Here is a 17,093-nt window from a genome sequence, read left to right on the forward strand (position 1 = left end):
TATGCGAACGCCCCCCGAGCCGAGCGCCGTTCGCTGGCGCAAGAGCAGCTACAGCAACGCCGGCGGGGGCAACTGCGTCGAGGTCGCCGACGACATCCCCGGCACCATCCCCGTACGCGACAGCAAAAACCCCCACGGCCCCATACTCACCTTCCCGGCCACCTCCTGGACCGCCTTCATCACGGCCCTCAAGGCAGCCTGACGCGCGTCAGCCCGTCCCAGAGACCTCCTGGGACGGGCTGTCCTGTGTGCGGATCAGACTCCCGCCGTCTCCGGCGTGCGGGTTTCGTCGGCTGCTTCGGCCCTTCGGGCCATCCGCTTCGCCGCCCGCCGCTCCTTCCGCAGCTCGATCATCGCGTACAGCGTCGGTACGAGCAGCAGCGTCAGCAGCGTGGACGTGATCAGGCCGCCGATGACGACCACCGCCAGCGGCTGCGAGATGAAGCCGCCGTCGCCCGTGACGGACAGGGCCATCGGGAGGAGGGCCATGATCGTGGCGAGGGCGGTCATCAGGATGGGGCGCAGGCGGTGGCGGCCGCCCTCGATGACGGCTTCGACGACGCCGTAACCCTGCGCGCGGTACTGGTTGATCAGATCGATCAGCACGATCGCGTTGGTGACGACGATGCCGATGAGCATCAGCATGCCGATCATCGCCGGGACGCCCATCGGGGTGCCCGTGGCGACCAGCAGGCCGATCGCGCCGGTCGCCGCGAAGGGGATCGAGACGAGCAGGATCAGGGGCTGGATCAGGGACCGGAAGGTCGCCACGAGCAGCATGAAGACGATCGCGATGGCGGCCAGCATGGCCAGGCCGAGCGAGCCGAACGCGTCGGACTGGTCGGCGGAGACGCCGCCGATCTCGGCGGTGGCGCCCTCCGGCAGCTTCAGGTCCTTGATCTTGGTCTGGAGCTGGGCGGTGACCGCGCCGGTGTTGTCGCCGGTCGGCTTGGCGGTGACGGTGGCGGACCGGGCGCCGTCGATGCGGGTGCTGCGGACCGGGCCCGCGACCGTACGGATCGTGGCGAGGTCACCGAGCTTGGCGGGGCCCGCCGGGGTCGGTACGGCGAGGTCGCGCAGGGTGGCCTCGGAGGTGACCGGGTGGGCGGAGGTGACGACCACGTCCCGCTCGGTGTTGCCGATCATCGCCTTGCCGCTGGTGGTGCCGCGCACCGCCTGGGCGACGACCTGGCCGAGGGCGGCCTGGCTGTAACCGGCCGCGGCGGCCTTCTCGTTGGCCTGGACGGAGACCCGGGGCACGCTCTGCGCCAGGTCGCTCTGTACGTCGGTGACGTGGTTGAGTCCGGCGACGGTGGCCCGTACCTGTTCCGAGGCCTTCTTCAGCACGTCCGCGTCGGCGGCCTTGACCACCACGCTCAGGTCCTGGTTGCCGAAGCCGCCGCCTCCGGCGGAGACGGTGGTCTCGCCGATGTCCTTGCCGAGCTTGTCGAGTTCGGCGCGGAGCCTGTCGGTGACCTTCCCGGAGTCCGCCGCGTCCTTCAGCTTGAGCTGGTACGAGGCCTGGTTGGCGCCGCTGCCGCCGCCGAAGGCCGCCATGAAGCCGGACGAGCCGACGGTGACCTGGTAGTCCGCGACCTCGTCCATCCCGGCGAGGATCTTCTCCACCCGCTCGGCCTGCGCGTCGGAGGCGGCGAGGCTGGTCCCCGGCTTCAGCTCCTGCTTGACGCTGAGGGTGTCCTGGTCGCCCTGGTCGAAGAAGTTGGTCTTGAGGAGAGGGGCCATGCCGAAGGTCCCGAGGAGGACGACGACGGCGATGACGACGCTGGTCACGCGGCGGCGGGTGGCGAAGCGCAGTACGGGGACGTACAGCCGCTGGAGCGGGCTGCCGCTCTCCTTGGCCTCGGCGGCCCGGCGCAGTTCCTCGGGGTCGGTACCCTCGGGGATCTTCGGGGCGCGCAGGAACCAGTAGGACAGGACCGGGACGACGGTCAAGGAGACGAGGAGGGACGCGAGCAGGGCGACCGTCACGGTGATGGAGAAGGAGCCGAACAGGGCGCCCACCATGCCGCCGACCACGCCGATGGGCAGGAAGACCGCCACGGTGGTGAGGGTGGAGGAGGTGATCGCGCCGGCCACCTCGCGGACGGCGGTCAGGATGGCCTGCTGCCGCTCCTCGCCGTACCCGAGGTGCCGTTTGATGTTTTCCAGGACGACGATCGAGTCGTCCACGACGCGTCCGATGGCGATGGTCAGCGCGCCGAGGGTGAGCATGTTCAGCGACAGGTCGCCGGTCCACAGCACGATCAGCGTGATGACGACGGACAGCGGGATGGAGACCGCGGTGACCAGCGTCGAACGCAGGCTGAGCAGGAAGACCAGGATCACGATCACGGCCATGACCAGGCCGAGCAGGCCCTCGGTGGTCAGCGACTCGATGGACTTGGAGACCGCCGGGCCCTGGTCGGAGACGACCGTCACCTCGGCGCCCTTGCCGAGCGCCGTACGGATGCCGGGCAGCTTGTCCTTGACGGCGTCGGAGATGTCGACGGCGCTGCCGTCCTGGCCCATGGTCACCATGACGGCCAGGCTGGGCTTGCCGTTGGTGCGGGTGATGGAGGCCGGGGTGGCCTGCTCCTCCTTGACGGTGGCGACGTCACCGAGGCGTACCGGCTTGCCCGCCGAGGCGCCCCCGGTGCTGCCGCCGGGGCCGCCCGCCGGGGTCAGCGGCAGGTCGCGGATCTGCTGCACGGAGGTGAAGCCGGAGCCGACCTGGACGGTGTTGCTGCGGCCCTTCTCGGCGAACGAACCGGCGGGGACGGACGCGCCGCCCGCCTCCAGCGCCTGGCCGAGCGCCGTGGCCGTCATCCCGGCCCGCGCGAGCTTGGCGTCGTCGGGGGTGACAGCGACGATGCGGTCCCGGACGCCGTTCACGGTGACCTGGCCGACGCCGTCGATGTTCTTCAGGCCGGGTACCACGCTGCGGTCGAGCTGGTCGGCCAGCGTCTGCTGGTCCTTGCCGGTCGCGGAGACGGCGAGGACGACGGCCGGGATGTCGTCCGTCGAGCCGGCCACGACCTGCGGGTCCACGTCCTTCGGCAGCTTGGCCCTGGCCCGGTTGACGGCCTGCTGCACGTCCGCGACCAGCCGCTTGGAGTCGTTGCCGTAGTTGAACTGGGCCATGATGACGGCCGAGCCCTCGCTCGCCGTCGAGGTGACGCCCTTGATGCCGTCGACCGCCTGGACTCCGTCCTCCAGCGGTTCGATCACCTGCTTCTCGACGACGTCGGGCGAGGCGCCCTGGTAGGGCGCCAGCACGGACACCATGGGCAGTTCGATGGTGGGCAGGAGCTGCTGTTTGAGCTGGGGGATCGCGATGGCGCCGAAGGCGATCGCGACGATCGACACCAGCGCTGTCAGGCCCCGTTGTACGAGGCTGAGTCGGGACAGCCAGGACATGGGTGGGGTCTCTCTTCTGTTCTGTACGGCGTCCGGTACGGCGTTCGGGTACGGCACCCCGGCACGGCGCTCCGGCGCGTACGGCGTTCGGTACGGCGTTCGGGCGGGCGGGCACCACTGGCCCGACTAAACGATCCGCCATGCCCCACGCGCTTTTCCTCGCTCCCAGGTCGGTTTCCGCCCCACCCGCAGTACAGCGTTCGGAGTACGGCGGTCTCCACCCCCCGCTGCACCCGTGGGCGGACCGGCCCCTACCGCACCCGCGGGCGCACGAGCCCCGACTCGTACGCGATGACGACGAGCTGGGCCCGGTCGCGGGCGCCCAGCTTGGCCATCGCGCGGTTCACATGCGTCTTGACGGTGAGCGGGCTGACCGCGAGCTGCTCGGCGATCTCGTCGTTGGACAGTCCGCCCGCGACCAGGACCAGCACCTCGCGCTCGCGGCCGGTGAGGGTGGCCAGTTCGGCGGTGCCGCGGCGGCCGGGCCCGGCGTCGGCCGTGTCCTCCCCCTGGGCCAGGAACTTGGCGATCAGCCCTTTGGTGGCGGCCGGCGACAACAGCGCCTCACCGGCCGCCGCGATCCGGATGGCGCCCAGCAACTCGTCCGGCTCGGCCCCCTTGCCGAGGAAGCCGCTGGCACCGGCCCGCAGCGACTGCACCACGTAGTCGTCGACCTCGAAGGTGGTCAGGATGACCACGCGTACGGCGGTCAGGTCCGGGTCGGCGCTGATCATGCGGGTGGCGGCGAGGCCGTCCACGCCCGGCATCCGGATGTCCATGAGGACCACGTCCGCGCCCGTGGCCCGGGTCAGCTCGTACGCCTGCGCGCCGTCGGACGCCTCCCCCACCACCTCCATGTCGGGCTCGGAGTCGACGAGGATGCGAAAGGCGCTGCGGAGCAGTGCCTGGTCGTCGGCGAGCAGAACTTTGATGGTCATCCGGGCTCCCCCGTGCGGCAGATGCGGCCGGGCACGGTGGCCCGTGTGGTCTGGGTTGGCTGGAGTGGCAGGCGTACGTGCACCCGGAAGCCGCCGGAGGCGCGTGGCCCGGTCTCGACCGTGCCGCGCAGGGCGGCGACGCGCTCGCGCATACCGGTCAGGCCGTGTCCGCCGCCGGTGCCCGGCTCCCGTTCGTCCTCGTCGCGGTCGCCGCCGGTGCGGTCGGCGGCGGCCGGGTCGGCGCCGTCGTCCAGGACCGTGACGGTCAGGGCGTCGGCGGCGCGCACGATGCGGACCGTCGCGCGGGCGCCCGGACCGGCGTGCTTGTGCACGTTGGTCAGCGCTTCCTGGACGATGCGGTACGCGGTGAGGTCGATGGCGGCGGGCAGCGCGTCCGCCGGGCGCGGGACGTCGAGTCCGACGGGCAGTCCGGCGCGTACGAAGCCGTCGACGAGCTGGTCCAGTACGCCCAGGCCCGGCGCGGGTTCGGTGGGCGCGTGCGGGTCGTCGTCGGACTGGCGCAGCAGCCCGACGGTGGCGCGCAGTTCGTCGAGGGCGGAGCGGGATGCCTCGCGTACGTGCGCCAGCGCCTGTTTGGCCTGGTCGGGGCGGCTGTCCATGACGTGGGAGGCGACTCCGGCCTGCACGTTGACCAGGGCGATGTGGTGGGCGACCACGTCGTGCAGTTCGCGGGCGATGCGCATCCGCTCCTCGGCGACGCGGCGCCGGGCCTCCTCCTCGCGGGTGCGTTCGGCGCGTTCGGCCCGTTCCCGTATGGCGGCGACGAAGGCGCGCCGGCTGCGGACCGCGTCCCCGGCCGCGGCGGCCATGCCGGTCCACGCGAAGATCCCCAGGTTCTGCTGGGCGTACCAGGGGCGGGCCCCGAAGAGCATCGCGGCGGCGGTGAGCACGACGACGGTCAGTGCGCCGACGCGCCAGGTGGTGGAGCGGTCGGTGCGGGCGGCGAGGGTGCACAGCGCGATGACCACGGCGCAGGCGACCGGGGCGCGCGGCGCCTCGGTCTCCAGGACCAGTTCGAGGACGGTGCAGACGCCGGTGACGGCCAGCACGCTGCGCGGGAAGCGGCGGCGCAGTACGAGGGCGCCACTGGCGACGACGGCGAGGACCACGGTGGTGGTGGTCAGTTCGCGGTGGCCGAACCGGGGGCCGTGCGGCCCGTGCGGCTCGGCCACCGCGCCGACCAGGATCGCCACGAGCACGGCCGCCGCCAGCACGGCGTCGAACGCGCGGGGATGCGCGCGTATCCAGGCGAGCGGGCCGCCGCCCGGACGCGAACCGGGCTGACCGGGGGCGAGGGGAGTCACGGGAAAACGGTAGCGCCCCGGACCCGTGCGGGTTCCGGGGCGCTGCCTGCGCTGGAGGTGATGCGGGCCGCCCGGCGGGCCGGGCGGCCGGTCAGCCCGGGATCAGGCCGTCGTCGCTGAGCATCTGCCTGACCTCGTCGAGGCTCGCGTCCTCGGCGGGCAGGATCAGCTCGGACGGCTCCAGGGAGTCGTCCGGCAGTGGGGCGCCCAGGCGGCGCACCGCGTCCAGAAGGGCGCCCAGGGTGCGCCGGAAGCCGTCCTCGTCGCCGCTCTCCATCTCTTCGAGCAGCTCGTCGTCCAGCTTGTTCAGCTCGACGAAGTGCGCGTCGTCGAGCTTCACCTGCCCCTCCCCCATGATCCGTACGATCACGACGGTCTCCTTCTGGTCCGGTGCGGCGGCCTGGTCCGGTGCGGCGGTCCCGACGAGGCTAACCGCCGCCGGCCGTCACTGCTTGTCGAAACGCGGCTGCCCGGGCTGCGCCTGCGGGGCCTGCTGCCCCTGGCCGGCCTGGCCGCCCTCGATGGCCTGCTTGTCGGCACCCGGGCCGGCCAGCTCGGCCTTCATCCGCTGGAGCTCCAGCTCGACGTCGCTGCCGCCGGAGAGCCGGTCCAGCTCGGCGGTGATGTCGTCCTTGGCCATGCCGGTCGGGTCGTCGAGCGCGCCGGAGGCGAGCAGCTCGTCGATCGCGCCGGCCCTGGCCTGCATCTGCGCGGTCTTGTCCTCCGCGCGCTCGATGGCCATGCCGACGTCGCCCATCTCCTCGGAGATGCCGGAGAACGCCTCGCCGATCCGGGTCTGGGCCTGGGCGGCGGTGTACGTGGCCTTGATCGTCTCCTTCTTCGTACGGAAGGCGTCGACCTTGGCCTGCAGGCGCTGGGCGGCGAGGGTGAGCTTCTCCTCCTCACCCTGGAGGGTCTGGTGCTGCGTCTGCAGGTCCGTGACCTGCTGCTGGAGGGCGGCCCGGCGGGACAGCGCCTCGCGGGCCAGGTCCTCGCGGCCGAGCGAGAGGGCCTTGCGGCCCTGGTCCTCCAGCTTGGAGGACTGGTTCTGGAGCTGGTTGAGCTGCAGCTCCAGGCGCTTGCGGGAGGTCGCCACGTCGGCGACGCCGCGGCGGACCTTCTGCAGCAGCTCCAGCTGCTTCTGGTACGAGTAGTCAAGGGTCTCGCGCGGATCCTCGGCCCGGTCCAGGGCCTTGTTGGCCTTCGCGCGGAAGATCATCCCCATCCGCTTCATGACACCGCTCATGGGCCTCGCGCGCCCCCTTCTGACCGAGTTACATCGGGCTTAGGCTCCAGCACATCTACAGACCCCACAGTACGGGCCTCGGTTCCATTACCGCACTGTTCGGGCCCGGATGCGCTCCTCCTGCAGGACGATCAGGGTGCGGCCGGTATCCGGCGCAAGGAGTAGGGACTGCCCGGGGGCCCCGCACCGTGCCCCTTTCGCCCCGTTATGCCCCTCGCGCGGCGACGATCGCCGGGTCACGCCGTTGCCGGATCGTTCCCCATGCCGCTGTGGTCCATGCACCACCACCCCGTACTCTTGCGTGTGTGTTCCGAAGCCGTTCGAAGGATGAGCAGGCCGCGACCACCAAGGTGACCGCGTCCGAGCCCCAGCAGCCCCGCGACCCGCAGGCCCCGAAGGGCCGCCCGACGCCGAAGCGCAGCCAGGCGCAGTCGCAGCGCCGTACGCGCGCCCAGACGCCGGCCAACCGCAAGGAGGCGGCGAAGGCGTCGCGTGAGGCGCGCCGCGCCGACATGGCCCGGCAGCGCGAGGCGCTGGCCAACGGCGACGAGCGGTTCCTGCCGGTCCGCGACAAGGGCCCGGTGCGCCGCTTCGCGCGCGACTTCGTCGACTCGCGCTGGTGCGTGGCGGAGTTCTTCCTGCCGATGGCCGTGATCATTCTGGTGCTGACGATGCTGCGCCAGCCGGGCATCCAGAACATCGCGCTGCTGCTGTGGCTGTTCATCATCGTGCTGATCGTCGTCGACTCGTTCGTGCTGTGGTTCGCGCTGGGCAAGCGCCTCAAGGAGCGCTTCCCGAACGAGAACCACAAGGGCGTCAAGCCGTACGCCCTGATGCGCACCCTCCAGATGCGCCGTCTGCGCCTGCCGAAGCCGCAGGTCAAGCGCGGAGAACGACCCTGAACACGACCGCTTCGGGCTTCTCGCCCGGTGCTGGGCGATGGCTGGGCGGGCTGGGCGGACTGCGCAACACCGTCCGCCAGGAGCTGGTGGCCCGCCAGCTGGAGGAGCAGATCTCGGCGCGCTTCCCGGTGGGACAGCGGCTGCGGGTGCTCGACGTCGGCGTCGGCCAGGGCACTCAGGCGCTGCGCCTGGCCCGCGCCGGGCACCGGGTCACCGGCCTGGAGTCCGACCCGGCGATGCTGGCGGCGGCCCGTACGGCGCTGACGGCGGAACCGGCCGGCATCCAGGAGCGCGTGGAGCTGATCGAGGGCGACGGCCGGGACACCGGCGTGCACTTCCTCCCCGGCGCCTTCGACGTGGTGCTGTGCCACGGCGTGCTGATGTACGTGGCGGAACCGGACCCGATGCTGGCCGGACTGGCACGCGTCCTGGCACCCGGCGGCCTGCTGTCGCTGGTCGTACGCAACGCCGACGCGCTCGCGATGCGCCCCGGCCTGTCCGGCGACTGGGGCACCGCCCTCGACGCCTTCGACTCGTCCGAGTACGTCAACCGCCTCGGCCTGAAGGCCCGCGCCGACCGCCTGGCGACACTGACCGCCACGCTCGTCGGGATCGGCGCGCCGCTGGAGACCTGGTACGGCGTGCGCCTCTTCACGGACCTCGCGGCGGACGACGCCCCACTGCCGCCGGAAGGCGAACTGGAACACCTGCTGACCACCGAAGACCGCGCCGGCCGCACGGACCCGTACCGAGCGGTGGCCGCCCTGCTGCACCTGTGCGGCGTACGGGGCGGAGCGGGGGGCGAGGGGCGGTAGGCGGCCACACGGCGGCAGGAGCATGAGGGGCGCGGGAGCACGGGGCGGCGCGGGATCGCCGGGTGCGCGCCCCCGGCCCTGACGGCGGCGACGCAGTTTCTCGCCACGGTGGTGGATGGCCGGGCGAATCCGGAGTGCTAACGGGACACTTCAGACATGACGCCTTCACCGACTTCCCCTCAGCGGGCGGCGGTCGCCGCGGCGGCCGTCCTGTGTGCGATCGCGCCGGTGGCCGGCTGTTCCGGCTCCGAGTCCTCCTCCGGGCGCGGTGCGGGCACCTCCTCGCCGGCCGCGACCTCCCCCGCGAAGGCGGCGGCCCCCAGCGTGGGCAACGACCTCCAGGAGGCGTACCAGAAGGTGGTCAAGGACGTCCTGCCGTCGGTCGTGCAGATCACCACCGGGGAGGGGCTGGGGTCCGGGGTGGTGTACGACGCGCGGGGCCATGTCGTCACCAACGCGCACGTCGTCGGTGATGACAAGAAGTTCAAGGTCACCACGGCGCGGGGCAGCCGCTCCCTGAACGCGTCGCTGGTCGCCTCGTATCCGGAGCAGGACCTCGCCGTCATCAAGATCGACGGCGCGCCGAAGGACCTGAAACCCGCGACGTTCGGTGACTCCGCCAAGGTCGAGATCGGGCAGATCGTGCTCGCCATGGGCAGCCCGCTCGGGCTGTCCGGCAGCGTCACCCAGGGCATCGTCTCGGCGACCGGACGCACCGTCAGCGAACCCAGCAGCGGTGGCGGTACGGGCGCGACCATCGCCAACATGGTGCAGACCTCCGCCGCCATCAACCCCGGCAACAGCGGCGGCGCGCTGGTCAACCTCTCCGACCAGGTCATCGGCATTCCGACGCTGGCCGCCACGGACCCGCAGATGGGCGAGGGGGCGGCGCCCGGCATCGGCTTCGCCATCCCGGCCTCGACGGTGCGCGACATCGCCGACCAGATCATCAAGGACGGCAAGGTCACCAACTCGGGCCGGGCGGCGCTCGGCATCACGGGCCGCACGCTGGTGGGTGCGGACTTCGAGGGCGCCGGGGTGAGCGTCGAGAGCGTCAAGGAGGACGGTCCGGCGGACCGGGCGGGCATCGAGGCGGGCGACGTCATCGTGAAGTTCGACGGGACGGACGTGCGCACGATGCAGGCGCTGTCGGAGGCGCTGGCGGGCCACAAGCCCGGCGACAAGGTGGACGTCACGGTCGACCGGGACGGCTCTCGGAAGACGGTGAAGGTGACGCTCGGGACGATCTAGGGAAGTCGGGGTGGGTGGGGGCCGCCGCGGGCCGGGTGGCTGCCGTGCCGCGGCGAACAGGTCGTCACGGCACGGGCACCCACGGCCCGCCCGCCGGCGGCCGCCCCCGTCAGCGGCTCACCCCGCGTCGGCGTGCAGGCTCATCGCGTAGATCTCGGTGCCGTCCTCGAAGAGCGTCACCCGGTCGGCGCCGCCCTCCAGCAGGTCCTTCCACACCTCGCCGATCCAGGATTCCGCGTCCCCCTGGGTCGTGAAGTCCTCCGGCTGCACCGCGGGCTCCGTCTCCGTACCGTCGGCCTTCTCGAACCGCCACGTCCACGTCATGTCCGCCTCCTGGGTCCCACCGAGTGCCTGCTGGTGCGCGGGCCGCCGCCGCGGCGCGGCGCGGTCCTGTTCCTGTCCTGCGCGTGTGCTCCGTACGAGCGCCGTACGAGCGGCATATTCCCCGCGAACGCGTGGCGTACGTCCCGCGTACGTGCTGTTCCGCAGCCTAACGGCCGTGTCGAGACGGGCCCCCGCGCGCCCGGTCGGCGCGGTCGGGAGAAAATCGGCCCGTGGAACTGACTCTCCTCGGCACCGGAGCCCCCCAGGGGCTGCCGCGCCCCGGCTGCCCCTGTGCCGCCTGCGCCACCGCCGTCGGCGACGAGGCGCGGGCGGCCACCGCGCTGCTCGTCGACGGGGCGCTGCTCCTCGATCTGACGCCGGGCCCGGCCTTCGCCGCCGCCCGCGCCGGGCATTCACTGACCGCCGTACGGCAGGTGCTGCTCTCGCACCCGCACGACGGGCCCGCGATGGAAGTGCCCGCCGGGCTGCCGCAGCCGGGGCGGGTCGCGGACGGCAGGGAGCTGGCGCTGCTGGACGGGCACCGGGTGCGGGCCGTGGCGGTGGACGTGCCGGGCACCGGATACGAGGTCGGCGGCGCCGAGGGCGAGCGGCTGCTGTACCTGCCGCCGGGCGCGGCACCGGCCGGTCTGGGCGAGGGCGAGGGGCACGGCCGGGGCACCCGCCCGTACGACATGGTCCTGCTGGACGTCCTGGGGCGGCCGGACGCGCTGGCGCGGCTGCGGGCGAGCGGCGCCGTGGACGCGGCGACCGACGTGCTGGGCGTCCATCTGGACCACGGCGCGCCGCCCGGCCCCGAGCTGCACCGCCGGCTGGCCGCCGCGGGCGCGCGGACCGTGCCGGACGGCACGTCGCTGCTGGTCGGCGAGTACCACGCGGTGCCCGATCTGCCGCGGCGCACGCTGGTGCTGGGCGGCGCGCGCAGCGGCAAGTCGGCGGAGGCCGAGCGGCGGCTGGCCGCCTTCCCCGACGTCCTGTACGTGGCGACCGGCGGCACCCGGGACGGGGACGGCGAGTGGGCGGCGCGGGTCTCGGCGCACCGGGAGCGCCGTCCGGCGTCCTGGCGTACGGCGGAGACCTGCGACCTGGTGCCGCTCCTCGAAGGCGGCGCCCGTCCGGAGGACCGGCCGTCCGGCGCGGCCACGCCCTCGGCGCCGGACGACTCGCCGCTGCTCATCGACTGCCTCGCCCTGTGGCTGACGCACGCCATGGACGAGGTCGGCGCGTGGGACGACGGGAAGTGGGCGGCGGGCGGTGAGCGGGCGCTGCGCGCACGGGTGGACGAGCTGGTCGCGGCGGTGCGCGGTGCCCGGCGCCCGGTGGTCGCGGTGAGCAACGAGGTCGGTTCGGGGGTGGTGCCGGCGACCGCGTCCGGCCGCCGCTTCCGCGACGAACTGGGACGGCTGAACGCGATGTTCGGCGCCGAGTGCGAACACGTCCTGCTGGTCGTCGCCGGGCAGGCGCTTGCGCTGCGCGGATGACACGGGAAGAGCTGCGTGGATGACGCGGGAGGCGCCGCCCCCGTGTCCGCTTGCCCGTGCCCGCGGTGCCGGGTGGTCTTGCTCCTGTGACCGATATCGATGGCCCGGTGACCGGTGCGGGTGGTCCGGCGGCTGGTACTGACGGCCCGGTGACCGGTACGGACGCTTCGGCGGCCGGTACGGACAGCCGGGTGACCGGCACGTCCGCCCCGCCCACCAGTACCGCCCGCCGTCTCGACACCGCCGTCCGCGCGTACGTGCGGCGGCACCCGTGGGCGACGGTCGTCGCGCTCGGCGAGGGGCTGGGCAGTACCGCCTTCTGGCGGCTCGACAACGGGCGGCTGCACTGGCTGGCCGTGCAGTCGCCGGAGACCGCCGCGGTGCGCCGCATGCTGCTGCCGGACGGGCCCCGGCGGCGCACGCTCGCCTGCCCGGTGACCGACTTCGGCTGGCTGGACGCGGTCCGCTCGCCGGAGCGCGGAGTCGTCGTGACCGCGCGCGGGCTGCTGATGTTCCTCCGGCCGCCCGAAGTACGCGCCCTGTTCGCGGCCTGCGCGGAGCGCTTGCCCGGCGGGGCGCTGGTCTTCGACGCCGTACCCCGCTGGTGCGCGGGCCGGGACCGGCCGCGTACGGACGCCCGTACGGCCCTGGACCTGCCACCGTTGCGCTGGGGCATGGACGCCGCCGACCGGCCCGGGGTGGCGGGCGCGCACCCGAACATCGTCGCCGTGCGCGAGGTGCCGCCGCCCGGCCGCGGGCCGCTCGCCGGGCGCCTGGCGCGGTGGCGGCGGCACGTACCGCTGCTGCACACGCCCGCCCGTAGCGTCACCGAGATCCGCTTCGGCGGCCTCGGGACCGCCGCGGGACCCGGGCCCGGCGGCGCCCCGGCCGACCCGGATCGGGCCGCCGGCCGCCGTTCCCGGTAATCTGCGCCGAATGAGCGCCCTGAACCTCGATGACTTCGCCCACCTGATCGAGCGCCCCGACGGCGGCGCGCGCCGTGACGCCGAGGAGCGGCGGCAGCGGCTGGCGGTGCCGCCGGGGGCGCTGGGGCGGCTGGACGAGCTGGGCGAGTGGCTGGCCGCCGCGCAGCAGCAGGTGCCGGTACGGCCGGTCGAGCGGCCGCGTGCGGTGCTGTTCGCGGGCGACCACGGGGTGGCGTCGCTGGACGTGTCGGGCCGCCCGGCCGGGAGCACCAAGGACCTCGTACGGGCCGTACTGGACGGGGCGAGCCCGGCGGCGATCCTCGCCCGCCGGGCCGGGGTGCCGGTGCGGGTGGTGGACATAGCGGTGGACTGCGACCCGGCGGAGCTGCCGGAGGAGGTCACCCGGCACCGGGTGCGGCGCGGGTCGGGCCGGATCGACATCGAGGACGCGCTGACGCCCGAGGAGACCGAGCGGGCGTTCCGGGCGGGCATGGCGGTCGCCGACGAGGAGGCGGACGCCGGTACGGACCTGGTCGCGCTCGGCGATCTGAGCGTGGGCGGCACCACCGCGGCGAGCGCGCTGATCGCCGCGCTGTGCGGCACCGACGCGTCGGTGGTCACCGGGCGCGGCGGCGCGGGCCTCGACGACCTGGCCTGGATGCGCAAGTGCGCGGCGATCCGTGACGCGCTGCGCCGGGCCCGGCCGGTCCTCGGCGACCAGCTGGAGCTGCTGGCCGCCACCGGCGGCGCCGACCTGGCCGCGATCACCGGCTTCCTGCTGCAGAGCGCGGTCCGGCGCACCCCGGTGATCCTGGACGGGGTGGTCTCGGCGGCGTGCGCGCTGGTGGCGCAGCGGGTGGCGTTCCGGGCGCCGGACTGGTGGCTGGCCGGGCAGGTCAGCGGCGAGCCGGCGCAGTCCAAGGCACTCGACCGGATCGCGCTCAACCCTTTGCTCGATCACGGCGTCACTGCTGGTGAGGGGACGGGGTCGCTGCTCGCTCTGCCATTGGTGCAGGCGGCCGCGGCTCTGGCGGCAGACCTGCCCGTACGCGACTGAGCGGCGCCGGCCGGCAACGGCCCGCGCACCAGTAACTGGCCGGATTCCAGCGATCCGGGCATCGACGGCGCCCCCATATGATCAAACCTCATGGGAGAAGTCCGTTTGAGCCCGGATGAGGACCGCACCCGCGGTCGGTGGTCACAGCGCGGTGCCGCGTACGCCGTCTGGTATCTGCGTGCCGTCACCTTCATCAATTTCCTCAGCGCCGTGTGGGTGTCGTTCGGCAACGACATCCGCCGGCACAACATCGCGGAGTTCTTCACTCCCTACCTGCTCACCGCGGGCTTCGCGTCCGGCGTCTTCTCACTGTTCTTCGCGGTCACCATGCGGCGCCGCAAACGCGCCGCGTGGATACTGAACCTGGTTCTGGCCGGGCTGTTCCTGGTGGTGTTCGCGCTCGCCCTGGTGGTGGCGCCGGAGTTCCGCGGACACGGGCAGAACTGGTTCTCCTTCGCCGTGACGCTGCTGTTCGTCGTCGCGCTGCTCGTGGGCCGCAAGGAGTTCTACGCCAAGGGCGACCGCTCCAACCCCAGGCTGGCCGGGGCCGTCGCGCTCGGCGGCCTGCTGGTCACCTCGCTGCTCGCGGCGCTCCTGGTCACCGTCGCCAACACCGCGCACAACGGCCACTCCACCTTCCCGGAGCGCTGGCGCTACGGCGTCATGCGGCTGGTCTCCATCGCCGCCGACGAGTCCCGGATTCCCGGCATCGTCACGCCGAGCTGGGTCAATGTCGTCATCAACGTGATGAGCACGGTCCTGCTGGTGCTCGTGCTGTGGGCCGCCTTCCGTTCCGTACGCAGCACCGACCTGATCACCGCCGAGGACGAGGAGCGACTGCGCGCCCTGCTGGCGCGGCAGGGCGACCGGGACTCGCTCGGCTACTTCGCACTGCGCCGCGACAAGAGCGTCATCTGGTCCCCCAGCGGCAAGGCCGCCGTCACCTACCGCGTCGTCGGCGGGGTCTCGCTGGCCTCCGCCGACCCGATCGGCGACCCGGAGGCGTGGCCCGGTGCCATCGACCTGTGGCTCGCCGAGGCCCGCTCGCACGGCTGGGCGCCGGCCGTGATGGGCGCGAGCGAGGAGGGCGGCACGATCTACGCCCGGCACGGCCTGGACGCGCTGGAACTGGGCGACGAGGCGATCGTGGACACCGGGGAGTTCACGCTGGAGGGGCGTGCGATGCGCACCGTCCGGCAGGCGTACAACCGGGTCAAGCGGGCCGGCTACACAGTCCGCATCCGGCGCCACGAGGACATTCCCGAGGCCGAGATGGACCGGCTGCTGAAGCTGGCCGACGACTGGCGGGACGGCGAGACCGAGCGCGGCTTCTCGATGGCGCTGGGCCGGCTCGGCGACCCCGGCGACGGGCGCTGCGTGATGCTCGAATGCACCGACGCGGACGGTGAACTGCGCGCCCTGCTCAGCTTCGTGCCGTGGGGCACCAAGGGCCTGTCGCTGGACCTGATGCGCCGCGACCGGGACTCCGAGAACGGCCTGATGGAGTTCATGGTGCTGGAGATGATCCAGCGGGCGAAAGAGGTGGACGTCACTCAGGTCTCACTGAACTTCGCGATGTTCCGCTCCGTCTTCGAGCGCGGTGCGCGGCTCGGCGCGGGCCCGGTGCTGCGCCTGTGGCGCTCGCTGCTCAGCTTCTTCTCCCGGTGGTGGCAGATCGAATCGCTCTATCGCGCGAACGCGAAATACCGGCCCATCTGGGAGCCCCGGTACATGCTCTTCGAAAAGAGCACCGATCTGCTACGCATCGGCATCGCGAGCGCCCGCGCCGAAGGGTTCCTGGAGGCCCCCGGCCTGCCGAAGTGGCTCAACCGCAAACACCTGGAGACCAAGAGATGAGCGAGCCGGCCCTGCGCCGCGCCGTGCGTGCCGAGTGGGGCCTGCTGCTGCGGACCGTGTGGTCCGCGCTGCGCACGAAGAAGCTGCTGGCGATCCCGATGACGATCGCCGCCGTCCTGCTCACCTCCCTCTTCCAGATCGTGCAGAACCAGTCCTGGGGCTATCAGTTCATCCAGAACATCGGTTCGGTGCAGGCCGACGAACATCTGTGGCTGGCGCTGCTGCGCACCCCGCTGTCGCTGTTCGTGCCCGCCCTGGACCTGCCGGTGTGGGGCGCGCTGGCTCAGCTCCTGCTGGTCTTCGGCATCTGTGAGATCTGCCTGGGCCGGGGGCGGACGCTGCTGATCGCGTACGCGGCCACGCTGGCCGGGACGATGTACGCGCGGATCGGCATCTGGCTCGGCCCGGACAACCCGATCGGCCTGCCGCCGACGGACGCGTTCGTGCACGACACCGGTCCCTCGGCGGCCGTGGTCGGCCTGGGGATCTTCGTGTGCTGGGTCTACCGGGCGTGGTTCACCTGCGCGCTGGTGGTGCTGGCGATGGTCTACGAGGTGGTGTTCATCAAGAACAACCTGGCGGGCCGGGAGCACATCGCCGCGGTCGTCGCGGTGCTGGCGCTGTGCGGGGTGTGGGAGGTGCTGCACCGGCGCAAGCCGCGGGGCGAGCAGCGGGCCAGGACCGCTGCCTGACCCCGGCGGCGCCCGGCCGGGAGCCGGACACCGGCGCTCAGTGGCTCGGCGCCCCGCCGATGACGTGGTTCACCCGGCGGCGCAGTCCGCTCCAGCGCCGGTCGTGCCGGAAGGCGCGGACCTTCGCCTTGGCGCGGGCCTTGGGGCGCCGCCGGTAGAACCGTTTCGCCCAGGGTGAGTTCGGCCGGGCCAGCCGGATGGCCCCGAACAGGGCGACGAACGGCACGAACACGCCGATCACCGCCATCCGGCCCTTGCCCTTGAAGAGGGCGACCAGCGCGAACAGGAAGTTGATCCCGACGGTCCGCACCACCCGGAAGCGGTTGTGGAACTCGTCGGGACTCAGCTCGTTCACCCCGAACGGCAGCGAACCGCTCAGGATCAGCGCCACCAGCGCGGCCGTGACGATCACGATCTCCACGCTCTTGGTGCCCTGCTCGCTCCAGTACACGTCGTCCAGGTGCAGGATCAGCGCGAACTCGTCCAGCACCAGCCCGACGCCCATCCCGAAGAGCACCGCCGCTATCCCGGACCCGTACCCGTGTCGGCCGCCGGCCAGCGCGGTGAACCCGCCGACCACCATGAGCACCACGCCCGGCACGACGTGGTGGACGTGCAGGCCGCCCGGCGAGATGTTGCGGAAGGGGCCCTTCCCGGCACGGATCAGCCGGGTGATCACCCGGGTGACGACGAAGGTCAGCACGAAGGAGACGAGCGCGAGCAGCAGGGGCAGCTTCCCCGGCTCGACGATGTTGCGGAACCACCAGTGACCCATGCCACGTACTCCCCATTTGTCGCGTATAGGGGCAATTTAGCGCCGTACGGCCGGGGACAGCCGGGTTAG

The 17,093-nt window shown here is 72.7% G+C and carries 16 protein-coding genes; 9 read left to right on the top strand and 7 right to left on the bottom strand.

Annotated features, from left to right (window positions below):
* Position 1: 1 nt before the first annotated feature.
* A complete protein-coding gene (locus tag ACFV57_RS29665) occupies positions 2-202 on the top strand; it encodes a DUF397 domain-containing protein (protein ID WP_385238492.1) in 201 nt (66 codons plus the stop codon).
* A gap of 53 nt (positions 203-255) precedes the next feature.
* On the opposite strand, the gene ACFV57_RS29670 is transcribed toward ACFV57_RS29665, so the two are convergent.
* From ACFV57_RS29670 to ACFV57_RS29690, 5 genes are all read right to left on the bottom strand, one after another.
* A complete protein-coding gene (locus tag ACFV57_RS29670; RefSeq protein WP_385238494.1) occupies positions 256-3,417 on the bottom strand; it encodes an efflux RND transporter permease subunit in 3,162 nt (1,053 codons plus the stop codon).
* A 251-nt stretch (positions 3,418-3,668) separates the two neighbouring features.
* Complete coding sequence (locus tag ACFV57_RS29675) at positions 3,669-4,355, bottom strand: response regulator (RefSeq protein WP_385238496.1); 687 nt, start codon at positions 4,353-4,355, stop codon at positions 3,669-3,671.
* Entirely contained in the window at positions 4,352-5,680 is a 1,329-nt protein-coding gene (locus ACFV57_RS29680; protein ID WP_385238498.1) for a sensor histidine kinase, read from the bottom strand. The genes ACFV57_RS29675 and ACFV57_RS29680 overlap by 4 nt, the downstream gene beginning before the upstream one ends.
* Positions 5,681-5,771: 91 nt before the next feature.
* Positions 5,772-6,050: a hypothetical protein gene (locus ACFV57_RS29685; protein WP_385238500.1), complete on the bottom strand. Its 279-nt coding sequence runs from the start codon at positions 6,048-6,050 to the stop codon at positions 5,772-5,774.
* Between the two features lie 75 nt (positions 6,051-6,125).
* Positions 6,126-6,926, bottom strand: a complete 801-nt coding sequence (locus tag ACFV57_RS29690) for a PspA/IM30 family protein (protein WP_078624462.1) — start codon at positions 6,924-6,926, stop codon at positions 6,126-6,128.
* Positions 6,927-7,231: 305 nt separating this feature from the next.
* On the opposite strand from ACFV57_RS29690, the gene ACFV57_RS29695 reads away from it, so the two are divergent.
* The 3 genes from ACFV57_RS29695 (at position 7,232) to ACFV57_RS29705 (ending at position 9,894) form a co-directional block, all read left to right on the top strand.
* Positions 7,232-7,828 (top strand): DUF3043 domain-containing protein, encoded by a 597-nt coding sequence (locus tag ACFV57_RS29695; RefSeq protein WP_385238502.1) that lies wholly within the window; start codon positions 7,232-7,234, stop codon positions 7,826-7,828.
* 86 nt (positions 7,829-7,914) lie between these two features.
* Positions 7,915-8,643: a class I SAM-dependent methyltransferase gene (locus ACFV57_RS29700; RefSeq protein WP_385238503.1), complete on the top strand. Its 729-nt coding sequence runs from the start codon at positions 7,915-7,917 to the stop codon at positions 8,641-8,643.
* A gap of 156 nt (positions 8,644-8,799) precedes the next feature.
* Entirely contained in the window at positions 8,800-9,894 is a 1,095-nt protein-coding gene (locus ACFV57_RS29705; protein ID WP_385238505.1) for a S1C family serine protease, read from the top strand.
* A gap of 117 nt (positions 9,895-10,011) precedes the next feature.
* Here ACFV57_RS29705 and ACFV57_RS29710 read toward each other — a convergent pair whose 3' ends face one another.
* Entirely contained in the window at positions 10,012-10,218 is a 207-nt protein-coding gene (locus ACFV57_RS29710) for a hypothetical protein (RefSeq protein WP_385238507.1), read from the bottom strand.
* A 230-nt stretch (positions 10,219-10,448) separates the two neighbouring features.
* Between ACFV57_RS29710 and ACFV57_RS29715 the strand changes: the two genes are divergently transcribed.
* From ACFV57_RS29715 to ACFV57_RS29735, 5 genes are all read left to right on the top strand, one after another.
* Positions 10,449-11,717 carry a bifunctional adenosylcobinamide kinase/adenosylcobinamide-phosphate guanylyltransferase gene (locus tag ACFV57_RS29715; RefSeq protein ID WP_385238509.1) on the top strand — a complete coding sequence of 423 codons (1,269 nt, stop codon included), beginning with the start codon at positions 10,449-10,451 and terminating at the stop codon, positions 11,715-11,717.
* A gap of 149 nt (positions 11,718-11,866) precedes the next feature.
* Positions 11,867-12,643, top strand: coding sequence for a class I SAM-dependent methyltransferase (locus ACFV57_RS29720; protein ID WP_385238511.1), 777 nt, complete (start codon positions 11,867-11,869; stop codon positions 12,641-12,643).
* A 10-nt stretch (positions 12,644-12,653) separates the two neighbouring features.
* The gene (gene cobT, locus ACFV57_RS29725) at positions 12,654-13,700 is read left to right on the top strand and encodes a nicotinate-nucleotide--dimethylbenzimidazole phosphoribosyltransferase (protein ID WP_385238513.1); all 1,047 of its coding nucleotides are present in this window, start codon (positions 12,654-12,656) and stop codon (positions 13,698-13,700) included.
* 90 nt (positions 13,701-13,790) lie between these two features.
* Complete coding sequence (locus ACFV57_RS29730) at positions 13,791-15,557, top strand: phosphatidylglycerol lysyltransferase domain-containing protein (RefSeq protein WP_385238515.1); 1,767 nt, start codon at positions 13,791-13,793, stop codon at positions 15,555-15,557.
* The gene (locus ACFV57_RS29735) at positions 15,554-16,249 is read left to right on the top strand and encodes a hypothetical protein (RefSeq protein WP_385238517.1); all 696 of its coding nucleotides are present in this window, start codon (positions 15,554-15,556) and stop codon (positions 16,247-16,249) included. Before ACFV57_RS29730 ends, ACFV57_RS29735 begins: the two co-directional genes overlap by 4 nt.
* 37 nt (positions 16,250-16,286) lie before the next feature.
* On the opposite strand, the gene ACFV57_RS29740 is transcribed toward ACFV57_RS29735, so the two are convergent.
* Positions 16,287-17,024, bottom strand: coding sequence for a hypothetical protein (locus ACFV57_RS29740; RefSeq protein ID WP_385238519.1), 738 nt, complete (start codon positions 17,022-17,024; stop codon positions 16,287-16,289).
* Positions 17,025-17,093 lie beyond the last annotated feature (69 nt).

This window comes from Streptomyces sp. NPDC059788, from assembly GCF_042732265.1.
Classification (GTDB): Bacteria; Actinomycetota; Actinomycetes; order Streptomycetales; family Streptomycetaceae; genus Streptomyces.